Origin of the sequence: Morganella sp. BCCO 40_0007 (assembly GCF_032989665.1) — a bacterium.
GTDB lineage: Bacteria > Pseudomonadota > Gammaproteobacteria > Enterobacterales > Enterobacteriaceae > Morganella > Morganella sibonii.
Map to the genome: position 1 here is coordinate 164,951 of NZ_JAVBIN010000006.1, position 13,014 is coordinate 177,964.

A 13,014-nucleotide genomic window follows, 5' to 3' on the forward strand; every position below is an offset into this window, starting at 1 on the left:
ATACAGAATAAGGAACCGGAGACGGTTCCTTTTTTATTTTTTTTTAAATCATAAATTTCGGTGATATATATCACAATTTTGTCTTTGATATGCCCAAAATATCAGCACTCAGTGGCATTTTTTCATTTTCTTCTGCAAACCTGCCTTTTCCCTGTAACTTGTTCTGTGACTTATACAGGGGCGTGTATTGCGGAGACGTTATTTTTTGTTATTTTGATGTGAGGACAGGACATTTCGGGAACTTAACAAAAGGCAGGGTCATGGTAAAAGTATCACTGGAAAAAGATAAAATTAAATTTCTGCTATTGGAAGGCGTACACCAGAGTGCGGTAGACAGTCTGAAAGCAGCGGGTTATTCAAACATTGAATATCATAAAGGCGCATTATCCACGGAAGAATTAAAAGAAGCGATCCGTGATGCGCGTTTTATCGGTATCCGATCCCGTACCCAACTGACAGAAGAGATTTTTGCCTGTGCGGAAAAACTGGTCGCTGTCGGTTGTTTCTGTATCGGGACTAACCAGGTCGATCTCGACGCGGCGGCAAAACGCGGTATTCCTGTCTTTAACGCACCTTTCTCAAACACCCGTTCCGTGGCTGAGATGGTGCTGGGGCAACTGTTACTGCTGCTGCGCCGTATTCCGGAGGCAAATGCCAAAGCACATCGTGGTATCTGGGATAAACAGGCGAAAGGCTGCTATGAGGCGCGCGGTAAAAAACTGGGGATTATCGGCTACGGCCATATCGGGACACAACTGGGTATCCTGGCGGAATCCATCGGTATGGATGTCTATTTTTACGATATCGAAAACAAACTGCCGCTCGGTAATGCCACTCAGGTTCGTCATTTATCTGAGCTGCTGAATATGAGTGATGTGGTCACACTGCATGTGCCGGAAACGGAATCCACCAAAAATATGGTGAGTAAACATGAGTTTGAACTGATGAAACCGGGCGCGATTTTCATTAACGCCTCACGCGGTACGGTCGTGGATATTCCGGCGCTCAGTCAGGCACTGGCATCAAAACACCTGTCCGGCGCGGCGGTGGATGTGTTCCCGTCTGAACCGGCGGCAAACAATGACCCGGAAGATCCGTTTATTTCTGAGCTGATTGGGTTTGATAATGTCATTCTTACCCCGCATATCGGCGGTTCAACCCAGGAAGCTCAGGAAAATATCGGTTTTGAGGTCGGCGGCAAGCTGGCGAAATACTCCGATAATGGTTCGACGCTTTCTGCGGTCAACTTCCCTGAAGTATCACTGCCGGTACACGGACAGAATGCAAACCGTCTGCTGCATATTCACGAAAACCGCCCGGGTCTGCTGACCAGCATCAACCAGGTCTTTACTGATCGCGGTATCAATATCGCAGCACAGTATCTGCGGACGGCGGGTGATCTGGGTTATGTTGTTATCGATATTGTGGCAAATAATCAGGATGAGGCGGATGATGTTCTGCTGCAACTGAAAGCCCTGCCGGGAACAATAAGAGCACGTCTGTTGTTCTGAGAGCGGTGATTGCTCTGCGGATAAACGGGCAAAAACGAAAAGTCGCGGTAAACACATCCGTGTGCGCTCAGGCGCGTCATCCATGACGCGCATGCTTTTCGTTTTCTTTGCCCGTTAACCGCGTTCGCTGTTATCAGCAGATGACTATTGATTTATCTGATTGTTTATACTGATTTATTTATGTTCAGGCCACAGCCAGCGGCGTGATGGCGTGATCACTTCCGGCAGCGGTACATCCCACTCTGCAACGGGTAACTCACTGACCTGCTGACAATCATGAGCCAGTCCCAGCGGGTAAAATCCTTTCTTCTGCCAGTCTGCCAGTGTACGGTCATAAAAACCGCCGCCCATCCCGAGACGCCCGCCTTTTTCATCAAATGCAACCAGCGGAATAAACATGATATCCAGTTCCTGCGGCGGCAATACCTGTGTGACATCCAAAGCCGGTTCTGAAATTGAAAATTTATTTTTAATCAGTGGAGTATCAGGACGATAGGCAAGAAATAACAGATGATGGCGGCTGAACGGGTGAAGAACCGGCAGATATACGTGTTTCCCCTGTGACCACAGCCACTCTGTCAGCGGGCGGGTATCTATCTCGCCATCAAAAGAGAGAAACAGGGCAATATTATCAGCGCGGTCAATGCCGGGGTGGTGAATGATTTGCTGAACAAGATCTTGTGCGGCTGCAGTCTGCTGCTGCGGGGTCAGGGCACGGCGTTTATTGCGGATTAACTGACGCAGATGATGCCGTGATTGTAACAGCGGGTCATGAGTCATAGTGAAATCAGCGAAATATCAGGAGATAAATAAGAGAGAGGTCTCCAAGATGCCGTCGCAGGCTGTAACCCTTGAACCCTTGGTTCAAGGTGAACGCGGCGTTGCTTCCATTAGGCTGCCTGAACGAATCAGGTATGCTCACCGGTGACAAATCACCACATTCTGTCTGTATCAATATCGGCTCAGGGGACTGACCCGCAGACAAACATCTCAGAGAATTTTGTGAACTTCGTGTAACGTTGTTCTTAAACTCATTGTATGAAATCGGGCTGAGATTGCAACCTAATTTCGAAATTTTTTTTGTCTAGTGACTGATTTCTAAACAATTTTATTCAATAGGTGTTACCTGGCGCTCTGTGATTCGGGTTTGGTCATGCAGCGCCTGCTCGATAGTCTGCTGTAACAGTTTTATCTTTTGTTCCATGTTATAGGCATAATCGCGCGTTTTCAATTTTTCTTGTGTCAGTTCGTGACAGATGTTTAACGCAACGATAAAAACGAGCTGTTCCGCGTTAGTGACCCGGCTGCGCTCTTTCAGGTCCTGTAACCGTTGTTCAAGCTCCGCAGCGGAAGCGAGCAGAGCTTCTTTTTGTTCCGGTGGACAATTAACGCGCATGGAACGCCCGAATATTTGGATATCAACGGGTTGTGCAGACATGAAATCTTCCTTTGGTTCTGCAACAGGATATTATCCTGTGTGACGTGAATTGTGTACGTTATAGCAGCAGGCCGCAGCCCTTATCTGGTACAGCGGCGCCTCTTGATGGTAGCATATCACGAACTGAAACCCGACTGGTGAGCAAAATAATGACCCCGGATAAAACACTGCCCGATTTTAAAACACTTGATGAACTTTTACGTCAGCAAGCCGTTGCCATGACTGCGTCAGAGATGCACGGCCTGATCACGGGTCTGCTCTGCGGCGGTAACACTGATGAGAGCTGGATGGCGCTGATCCACGACCTGACCAACGAAGGTATGGCGTTTTCACAGATTCTGGCACAACCGCTGCGTGCTCTCTTTAATACCACATTTGAGCTGCTTGATGATACCGAATGCCAGTTTAATTTACTGCTGCCGGATGATGAGGCTGGCGTGTTTGCCCGGGCTGATGAGCTGGCCGGCTGGGTTAATCACTTCTTATTAGGTCTGGGTGTGGCTGATCCGAAATTTGGTGATCGTAATGAAGTGAAAGAAATTGTCACTGATCTGCGTGAAATCGGCATGCTGGGCTATGATGAAGCGGAAGATACCGAAGCACTGGATGACGCGCTGGAAGAAGTGATCGAGTATGTCCGCGTGGCTGTACAGCTGTGCTATATCTCGCTGGCAAAACCGCGCAGCGCACAAACGGCTGATGCGCCGGCACAGAAACCGACATTACACTGATATATCTGAAGCTGTCCGCGGCAGACAATCTGCTGCACACTGAACCATCAGATTTCTGAATCATCACACGTATAAGGAAAGAGGGTATGAATAAACAAGAATTTATCTCACGCCGTCAGGCATTGCTGGAAAAAATGGCACCTGCCAGCGCGGCGGTTTTCTTTGCGGCACCTCCGGCGCAGCGTAATGCGGACAGCGACTATCCCTACCGTCAGCACAGTGATTTTCTCTATCTGACCGGCTTCAGTGAGCCGGAGGCGGTATTGGTACTGATTAAAAGTGATGAAACTCATAACCACAGTGTATTGTTTAACCGTGTGCGTGATCTGACCGCAGAAATCTGGTTCGGACGCCGTCTCGGCCAGGACGCGGCACCGGAAAAACTGGGAGTGGATCGCGCTCTGCCGTTTGATGAGATTAATGAACAGCTCTGTCAGCTGCTTAACGGCCTCGACACCCTCTATTTTGCACAGGGCGAAATGGCGTATGCTGATACCATCGTCTTTAATGCTCTTGATACACTGCGCCGCGGCAGCCGCCGTAATCTTTCCGCACCGGACACGATCATTGACTGGCGGCCGGTTGTTCACGAAATGCGTCTGTTTAAATCTCCGGCGGAGCTGGACATCATGCGCCGTGCCGGGAAAGTCAGTGCGCTGGCACACACCCGTGCGATGGAAAAATGCCGTCCGGGTATGTACGAATATCAGTTACAGGGCGAGATTGAACACGAGTTTGTCAGTAACGGCGCGCGTTTCCCGTCCTATAACACCATTGTCGGCAGCGGTGAAAACGGCTGTATCCTGCACTACACCGAAAACGAATGCCGGATGAAAGACGGGGATTTGGTGCTGATCGATGCCGGATGTGAAATTGAAGGCTATGCCGGGGATATTACCCGTACTTTCCCGGTCAATGGCAAATTCAGCAAAGAGCAGCGCGAAATTTATGATCTGGTGCTGGAAACCCTGAATGTTTCTCTGGAACTCTATCGTCCCGGTACATCGATCGCAGAAGTGACGGATCGTGTGGTGGAAATCATGACGGAAGGGCTGGTGAAACTCGGTTTACTGACCGGGGATGTCCCGCATTTGATCGAAACCAAAGCATACCGCGCCTTTTTCATGCATAGTCTCAGCCACTGGTTAGGACTGGATGTGCATGACGTCGGCCATTACGGCACAGAACGCGACCGCATCCTGGAACCGGGCATGGTGCTGACTATCGAACCGGGGCTGTATATCGCGCCGGATGCGGATGTGCCGGAAGCATATCGCGGCATCGGTATCCGTATTGAGGACGATATTGTCATCACAGCTGACGGCAACGAAAACCTGACAGCTTCTGTGGTTAAAACCGCAGATGAAATTGAAGCGCTGATGGCGCAGGCAAAACAGGCTGAATAATTAATGAGTGTGATAATCACCGGAGGCGGAATGACCGGCGCGACACTGGCGCTGGCGCTTTCCCGCCTCAGTCACGGCAGGCTTCCCGTCGCACTGGCGGAAGCCAGATTACCGGATGCCCATCATCCGGGGTTTGATGCGCGGGCGATTGCCCTGGCGTACGGGACCTGTCAGCGGCTTGAGAAAATCGGGCTGTGGTCTGCCCTGAAAGTCCATGCAGCGCCGATTACCCGGGTGCATGTGTCTGATCAGGGGCATACAGGCTGTGTGAATATTACCGCCGGTGATTATGATATTGATGCACTCGGACAGGTTATTGAACTGTATGATGCCGGACAAACGCTGTTTGCCGAACTGGCAAAAGCCGAAAATGTCACACTGTACTGTCCGGACAGCGTAAAAAATATTACCCGCACGATGGACTCGGTCAGTGTTCAGCTGGACAGCGGTACGGTACTGAACGGACAGGTTCTGATCGCGGCGGACGGCAGTCATTCTGCGGTCGCACAGCAGTGCGGTATGCAGTGGAATGACACACCGTATGAGCAGGTGGCGGTGATCGCCAATGTTATGACGGAGCTGGACCCGCAGGGGCGGGCGTTTGAACGTTTTACCCCGCAGGGTCCGCTGGCGATGCTGCCGATGACAGAAGGGCGCAGTTCGCTGGTTTGGTGTCACCGTGCAGAACATGCGGACACTGTGCGTGAATGGGATGATGAGACTTTCTGCCGTGAATTGCAGAAAGCCTTTGGCTGGCAGCTGGGTAAAATTGTCACTGCCGGTGCCCGTCACTGTTATCCGCTTACCCTGAGTGCCGCGCACTCTCAGATTGCCCACCGCCTGGCGCTGGTGGGCAATGCCTCTCAGACACTCCATCCTATCGCCGGTCAGGGTTTTAACCTGGGAATGCGTGATGTGATGGCACTGGCGGAGGTTATCAGTCAGGCGTTTTTATCACAGGAAGATATTGGTCAGTACCGTGTGCTGATGCAGTATCAGGCAGCCCGTGAAGCTGACCGGCAGGCGACAATGACCCTGACCGACAGCCTGGTGCGCCTTTTCTCCAATCGTTGCTTCCCGCTGGCCGCCGGACGGAATGCCGGTCTGATGGCAATGGAAATGCTGCCGTTTCTGCGCAACCGGCTGGCAAAACAGACGCTCGGCTGGGTCGCGCAGCCGCTTAATACCGCCACGGAAAGAGGATAAACAATGCAGTCATATGATGTGGTAATTGCCGGTGGCGGCATGGTCGGGCTGGCTCTGGCCTGTGGTCTGCACGGCTGCGGGCTGCGTATTGCGGTGATTGAAAAGCAGGCGCCGGATACCCGTTTTGATCCGCAGGCGCCGTTTGCTGTCCGGGTCTCCGCCATTAACAGCGCCAGTGAGCGCTTACTGGCGCGACTGGGCGTCTGGCAGGACATTCAGGCAAAACGTGCGGCGCCGTACCAGGGTATGGAAGTGTGGGATAACAACAGCTTCGGCCGTATCGCGTTCAGTGCGGCGGAAGCGCATTGTGAACACCTCGGCCATATCATTGAAAATGATGTGATCCGCAATGCGCTCTGGGAGCGGGTTCAGACGCTGTCTGATGTGACGCTGCTCACCGGGACGCAAATCCGTCAGGTGGTGTGGGGCGAAAATGATGCCTTTATCACCCTGGAAAATGACGACATGCTCACGACCCGCTTAGTGGCGGGCGCAGACGGGGCAAATTCCTGGCTGCGGCAGCATGCGGATATCCCGGTCTCTTTCTGGGATTATGAGCATCACGCGCTGGTCGCTACCATCCGCACGGAGTTGCCGCATGAGAATGTGGCACGTCAGGTTTTCCACGGTGACGGTATTCTGGCATTTCTGCCGCTGCCGGATGCACATCACTGCTCAATTGTCTGGTCTCTGCCCGGACTGACCGCACAGCACTGCCTGGATCTGGATGAAACCGCGTTTAACCATAAACTGGCGGCGGCGTTTGATCTTCGTCTCGGTCTGTGTGAGGTTGTCAGTGAACGGCGGGCGATCCCGCTGACCGGGCGCTATGCCCGTCAGTTTGCCGCACCGCGTCTGGCGTTGCTGGGGGATGCGGCTCATACCATTCATCCGCTGGCCGGACAGGGAGTGAACCTCGGCTTTATGGATGTGGCGGAGCTGATTGGTGAAATCCGCCGTCTGACTGCCGAAGGCAAAGATATTGGCAACTATTTCTGGCTGCGCCGTTTTGAACGCCGCCGCAAGCAGAGTGCCGCAATGATGCTGGCCGGGATGCAGGGTTTCCGTGAGCTGTTCGACGGCAACAATCCGGTGAAAAAACTGGTCCGTGATGTCGGCCTGGTGCTGGCGGATACACTGCCGGGCGTAAAACCGGCTCTTCTGCGTCATGCCCGCGGGCTGAGTGATATGCCGGACTGGCTGCGTGAACCGACGCCGGCATCAGCTGAAAAAATCTAATTTAAGGCCTTTTTTCACATTAGTTTTATTCATAATGCACTAAAATTTAATTGGTCGATCCGGCCGGTGTTTTAGTGCATTCCCGCCGCTTAATTCAAAACTATCACCTGTTAATCCTTTTTTGCGCCTCAGGGCTCAGAATGGCAGATGAAAAATCTGCATACTGACGGCTCGTATTTTTCCGCCCGCGTACACGGTCACAATTTTTTCTTATGGTTCCGTTTGTGATTCGGTGATAACGTCAGGAAAAGGGTATCGTTTGCGCGGTACACGCTGCGCACTATGTCTGACTGAAAGGGGATAGAATGGCACAACACACACCACTGTCCGGTGAGCACGTTGCCTGCGGGGCAAAAATGGTGGATTTTCACGGCTGGATGATGCCGCTGCACTACGGCTCCCAGATCGAAGAGCACCACAATGTCCGCAATGACGCCGGTATGTTCGATGTTTCCCATATGACAATCGTCGACTTTCATGGTCCGCAATGTCAGCAGTTCCTCCGTTATCTTCTCGCCAATGATGTGGCAAAACTCACCGAAAAAGGCAAAGCACTGTATACCGGGATGCTGAACGCGTCCGGCGGTGTAATTGACGATCTTATCGTTTATTACTTTGCGGATGATTTTTACCGGCTGGTGGTGAACTCTGCCACCCGCGAAAAAGATCTGGCGTGGATTGACGAACATCGCAAAAACTTTGCTGCTGAGATGACAGTCCGCGATGATTTGGCGATGATTGCGGTTCAGGGTCCGCATGCCAGAGAAAAAGTCGCGACACTGCTGAGTGAAGAGCAAAAGGCGGCTGTTGTCGGAATGAAACCGTTTTACGGCGTGCAGAGCGGCGATTACTTCATTGCCACGACCGGCTACACCGGCGAGGAAGGCTATGAAATCGCACTGCCCGCAGAGCAGGCCGCTGACCTGTGGAAAAAACTGCTGGCTGCCGGTGTGAAACCGGCCGGATTAGGGGCGCGGGATACCTTACGCCTTGAAGCAGGTATGAATCTTTACAGCCAGGAGATGGACGAAACCGTTAATCCGCTGGCGGCAAATATGGGCTGGACCATTGCCTGGCAGCCGGAAGACCGGAATTTTATCGGCCGCGAGGCACTGGAAAAATTCCGCCGCGAAGGTACTGAAAAACAGGTCGGTCTGGTAATGCGTGAAAAAGGCGTGCTGCGTGCAGGCATGGAAGTCCGCTTTACCGATGAGCTGGGTAAACTGCAGACCGGCGTTATCACCAGCGGTACATTCTCCCCGTCTCTGGGGTTCAGTATCGCGCTTGCCCGTGTTCCGCAGGGGATCGGTAATACCGCTATTGTACAGGTACGCAACCGTGAAGTGCCTGTTGAGGTCGTGAAACCGGGATTTGTCCGTAGCGGCAAAGCACTGGTCTGAATAACCTTTTTTTATTGTTAAATTTTGAGAAACCCGATAACAGGAGCCGTTGGCGATGAGTAATATACCTGAGAATCTGAAATACACAGAAGATCACGAGTGGGTTCGCCATGAGAGTGGTGATGAGTATGTGGCAGGGATCACCGATTACGCGCAGGAACTGCTGGGCGATGTGGTATTTGTTGAATTACCGGAAGTCGGTGATGAAATCACATTTGGTGAAGCATTCGGTACTGTTGAGTCGGTAAAAGCGGCATCAGATCTGTATGCGCCGGTCACCGGCACCGTTATCGCCGTGAATGAGGCGCTGGAAGACAGCCCGGAGCTGGTAAACAGCGAGCCGTATGAAGGCGGCTGGATGATCCGCATTAAAATCACGGACCCGGATGAGTTTGCCGGTCTGATGGACGCAGCCAAATACGCAGAACTGCAGGCTGAAGAAGAAGACTGACGGATTAGCGGAACCCTGTTTGTAAGCAAACAGGGTTTTTTTTCGGGTTTTTATTGAATCAGATAATGTCAGGAACCGGAGAACGATGACTCAAACGTTAACTCAGCTTGAAAACCGCAGTGAATTTATCCGCCGTCATATCGGCGCATCCCCTGAACAGCAGCTGCATATGCTGAAAACAGTCGGTGCGGCGTCACTCGAAGATCTCACCCGTCATATTGTCCCGGACGATATTCAGCTGGATATCCCGCCTGCGGTCGGCGAAGGGGCAACCGAACAGGATGCGCTGGCAGAACTGAAAACCATTGCCGGTCTGAATCAGCAGTTTACCTCTTATATCGGTCAGGGCTATGCACCAACGATTCTGCCGCCGGTAATTTTACGCAATCTGCTGGAAAATCCGGGCTGGTATACCGCGTACACGCCGTATCAGCCGGAAATCTCCCAGGGCCGTCTGGAAGCGCTGCTGAATTTCCAGCAGGTGACTATCGATCTGACCGGTCTGGAACTGGCGTCCGCCTCACTGCTGGATGAAGCGACCGCGGCGGCGGAAGCCATGGCGATGGCAAAACGTGTCAGTAAAAAGAAAAATGCCAACCGCTTTTTTATTGCGGATGATGTGCATCCGCAAACCCTGGATGTGATCCGCACCCGCGCTGAATATTTCGGTTTTGAACTGACTATTGACAGTGCGGAAAAAGCCCTTGATTACGATGATGTGTTTGGTGTGCTGTTGCAGCAGACCGGCACCGGCGGGCAGATCCATGATTACCGTGACTTACTGGCGCAGTTACATCAGCGTCAGGTGATCACCAGTGTGGCAGCCGATATTATGGCGCTGGTACTGCTGGAAGCGCCGGGCAAACAGGGCGCGGATATTGTCTTCGGCTCAGCCCAGCGTTTTGGTGTGCCGATGTGCTACGGCGGCCCGCATGCCGCTTTCTTTGCCTGCCGCGATGCTTACAAACGCGCCATGCCGGGACGTCTTATCGGGGTATCCATTGATGCCGCCGGTAACCGCGCACTGCGCCTGGCACTGCAAACCCGCGAACAGCATATCCGCCGTGAAAAAGCGAACTCCAATATCTGTACCTCTCAGGTTCTGCTGGCGAATATCGCCGGGATGTATGCGGTCTACCACGGCCCGGAAGGCCTGAAACGGATTGCCGGGCGCATTCACCGCCTGACGGATATTCTGGCGAAAGCCCTGACAGATGCGGGTCTGCGTCTGCGCAATACCACCTGGTTTGATACCCTGACGATTGAAGTGCAGGATAAAGCGGCTGTTCTGGCCCGAGCCAAAGCCGCACGCATCAACCTGCGCACCGATCTGCCGGGGGCCGTTGCGGTAACCCTGAGTGAAACCACGCAGCGTGAATGTCTGGAAAATCTGTACGCGGTACTGACCGGACAGGAAGCACAGTGGGATATCGATGCACTGGATGCACAGGTTGCCGCATCCTCTGAATCTATTCCTGCCGCGCTGCGCCGTGAAGGGGAAATTCTGAAGCATCCGAACTTCCGCAGCTATCACAGCGAAACGGATATGATGCGCTACCTGCACAGTCTGGCCCGCAAAGACCTGGCGCTGGATCAGGCGATGATCCCGCTCGGCTCCTGCACCATGAAACTGAATGCAGCTGCGGAGATGATCCCTATCACCTGGCCGGAATTCGGTAATATGCACCCGTTCTGTCCGCCGGAACAGGCGCAGGGCTATCATGTGATGATAGAACAGCTTTCCCGTTGGCTGGTGCTGCTGACCGGTTATGACGCTATGTGCATGCAGCCGAACTCCGGTGCACAGGGGGAATATGCCGGGCTGGTGACTATCCGCCGCTATCAGGAAAGCAAAGGTGAAGGGCACCGCACTATCTGTCTGATCCCGCAGTCCGCTCACGGCACTAACCCGGCCTCAGCCAATATGGCGGGGATGGAAGTCGTGGTGGTGGCCTGTGATGAAGACGGTAACATTGACCTGGCGGATTTACGGGCGAAAGCAGAACAGCACAGTGAGAATCTGTCCTGTGTGATGATCACCTATCCGTCCACCCACGGAGTGTATGAAGAGGGTGTGCGCGAAGTCTGTGATATCATTCATGAATTCGGCGGCCAGGTCTATCTGGACGGCGCAAACATGAACGCACAGGTCGGCGTTACCACACCGGGCTTTATCGGCGCGGATGTTTCTCACCTTAACCTGCACAAAACCTTCAGTATTCCGCACGGCGGCGGCGGACCGGGCATGGGACCGATTGGTGTGAAAAAACACCTGGCACCGTTTGTACCGGGGCACACCATTGTCACCTCTGAACTGCTGACCTCTCAGGGCGCGGTATCCGCCGCACCGTTCGGCAGTGCCTCCATTCTGCCGATCAGCTGGATGTATATCCGCATGATGGGTGCTCAGGGATTACGTCAGGCCAGTCAGGTGGCGATCCTCAATGCCAACTACATCGCGGCACGGCTGAAATCCGCTTACGATGTGCTTTATACCGGCCGTAACGGTTATGTGGCACATGAATGTATTCTGGATATCCGCCCGCTGAAAGCGAAGTTTGGTATCACCGAGATGGATATTGCCAAGCGCCTGATTGACTATGGCTTCCATGCACCGACGATGTCGTTCCCGGTCGGCGGCACACTGATGGTGGAACCGACAGAATCCGAAAGTCAGACGGAACTGGATCGCTTTATTGATGCCATGCTGGGTATTCGTGCGGAAATGGAGCGGGTCGGCAGCGGTGAATGGACAGCGGAAGATAACCCGCTGGTGAATGCCCCGCATATCCAGACTGAACTGGCCGCGGAGTGGTCACACCCGTACAGCCGTGAAGTGGCGGTATTCCCGACGCAGGCTACCCGTGATAACAAATACTGGCCGACGGTCAAACGGCTGGATGATGTTTACGGTGACCGTCACCTTCAGTGCTCCTGTGCACCGATGAGTGATTACGAGTAACCGGTAAACAGTAAACGATAAAGAAAAGGCCGGTTGTGGTAACACAACCGGCCTTTTTTATCAGCGCAGCCAGCCTTTCTGCTTCGCGGTATCCAGTTCGGCACGTAACCACGCCCAGAATGCCGGATGTACATCCGCGATAAATTTTGTGCGGTCAATCACCTGTTCCAGTGAAATGTTATTTTCCACCCAGCTCTGACCGTTGTTGTGCAAATTCATCAGCACCGGCATCACGCGGTCGATCATATTGGCGATACGGGCTTCGCGGGTTTCTGCGGCATCATATTCATTCCACAATGCCTGAAACTCATCCGCCTGCGGCTGCGGCAGCAGACCGAAAATCCGTTTTGCGGCAGCGACTTCTTTTTCTGCGACCGCTTCACGGGCGGCGAGATCAAAGACCAGCACATCACCGGCATCAATTTCCACCACATCATGCAGCAGTGCCATTTTCAGGATACGCAGCATATCCGCATCCCCGATATACGGCGCAAACGCCATTGCGGTTACAGCAAAGTGCCAGCTGTGTTCAGCGGAGTTTTCCTGACGTTCATTGTTCAGCAGGCGGGTTTTACGGTAAACGCTTTTGAGCTTATCCAGCTCCATAACAAAGGTAATTAACTGAGAAAAAGGAATGACTTTCTGTGCAGCAACAGCTGATGACATAACA

The 13,014-nt window shown here is 52.9% G+C and carries 11 protein-coding genes and 1 other RNA gene; 8 read left to right on the top strand and 4 right to left on the bottom strand.

What is annotated here, in order from left to right; all coding sequences use genetic code 11:
- The first annotated feature begins 260 nt into the window (after positions 1-260).
- Complete coding sequence (gene serA / locus R5268_RS08995) at positions 261-1,511, top strand: phosphoglycerate dehydrogenase (protein WP_046894474.1); 1,251 nt, start codon at positions 261-263, stop codon at positions 1,509-1,511.
- Positions 1,512-1,685: 174 nt separating this feature from the next.
- On the opposite strand, the gene R5268_RS09000 is transcribed toward serA, so the two are convergent.
- The 3 genes from R5268_RS09000 to zapA all read right to left on the bottom strand — a co-directional run bounded on the left by R5268_RS09000 (position 1,686) and on the right by zapA (position 2,949).
- Positions 1,686-2,291 carry a 5-formyltetrahydrofolate cyclo-ligase gene (locus R5268_RS09000; RefSeq protein ID WP_218426490.1) on the bottom strand — a complete coding sequence of 202 codons (606 nt, stop codon included), beginning with the start codon at positions 2,289-2,291 and terminating at the stop codon, positions 1,686-1,688.
- Between the two features lie 37 nt (positions 2,292-2,328).
- Positions 2,329-2,511, bottom strand: a non-coding RNA gene (ssrS, locus tag R5268_RS09005) — 6S RNA.
- Positions 2,512-2,619: 108 nt separating this feature from the next.
- Positions 2,620-2,949 carry a cell division protein ZapA gene (gene zapA / locus R5268_RS09010; protein ID WP_046894472.1) on the bottom strand — a complete coding sequence of 110 codons (330 nt, stop codon included), beginning with the start codon at positions 2,947-2,949 and terminating at the stop codon, positions 2,620-2,622.
- Between the two features lie 149 nt (positions 2,950-3,098).
- On the opposite strand from zapA, the gene R5268_RS09015 reads away from it, so the two are divergent.
- From R5268_RS09015 to gcvP, 7 genes are all read left to right on the top strand, one after another.
- Positions 3,099-3,680: a YecA family protein gene (locus R5268_RS09015; RefSeq protein WP_052926866.1), complete on the top strand. Its 582-nt coding sequence runs from the start codon at positions 3,099-3,101 to the stop codon at positions 3,678-3,680.
- Positions 3,681-3,766: 86 nt separating this feature from the next.
- Positions 3,767-5,086 carry a Xaa-Pro aminopeptidase gene (pepP, locus tag R5268_RS09020; RefSeq protein WP_046894470.1) on the top strand — a complete coding sequence of 440 codons (1,320 nt, stop codon included), beginning with the start codon at positions 3,767-3,769 and terminating at the stop codon, positions 5,084-5,086.
- Between the two features lie 3 nt (positions 5,087-5,089).
- On the top strand, positions 5,090-6,292 hold the full coding sequence (gene ubiH, locus R5268_RS09025; protein ID WP_317419228.1) for a 2-octaprenyl-6-methoxyphenyl hydroxylase: 1,203 nt from the start codon (positions 5,090-5,092) through the stop codon (positions 6,290-6,292).
- 3 nt (positions 6,293-6,295) lie between these two features.
- Positions 6,296-7,531, top strand: a complete 1,236-nt coding sequence (ubiI, locus tag R5268_RS09030) for an FAD-dependent 2-octaprenylphenol hydroxylase (protein ID WP_052926864.1) — start codon at positions 6,296-6,298, stop codon at positions 7,529-7,531.
- A 305-nt stretch (positions 7,532-7,836) separates the two neighbouring features.
- Positions 7,837-8,931: a glycine cleavage system aminomethyltransferase GcvT gene (gene gcvT, locus R5268_RS09035; protein ID WP_317419229.1), complete on the top strand. Its 1,095-nt coding sequence runs from the start codon at positions 7,837-7,839 to the stop codon at positions 8,929-8,931.
- Between the two features lie 55 nt (positions 8,932-8,986).
- The gene (gene gcvH / locus R5268_RS09040) at positions 8,987-9,382 is read left to right on the top strand and encodes a glycine cleavage system protein GcvH (protein WP_004238339.1); all 396 of its coding nucleotides are present in this window, start codon (positions 8,987-8,989) and stop codon (positions 9,380-9,382) included.
- Positions 9,383-9,467: 85 nt separating this feature from the next.
- Complete coding sequence (gene gcvP, locus R5268_RS09045; protein ID WP_317419230.1) at positions 9,468-12,344, top strand: aminomethyl-transferring glycine dehydrogenase; 2,877 nt, start codon at positions 9,468-9,470, stop codon at positions 12,342-12,344.
- 60 nt (positions 12,345-12,404) lie between these two features.
- Here gcvP and R5268_RS09050 read toward each other — a convergent pair whose 3' ends face one another.
- Complete coding sequence (locus R5268_RS09050) at positions 12,405-13,010, bottom strand: HD domain-containing protein (RefSeq protein ID WP_218454422.1); 606 nt, start codon at positions 13,008-13,010, stop codon at positions 12,405-12,407.
- Positions 13,011-13,014: the final 4 nt, after the last annotated feature.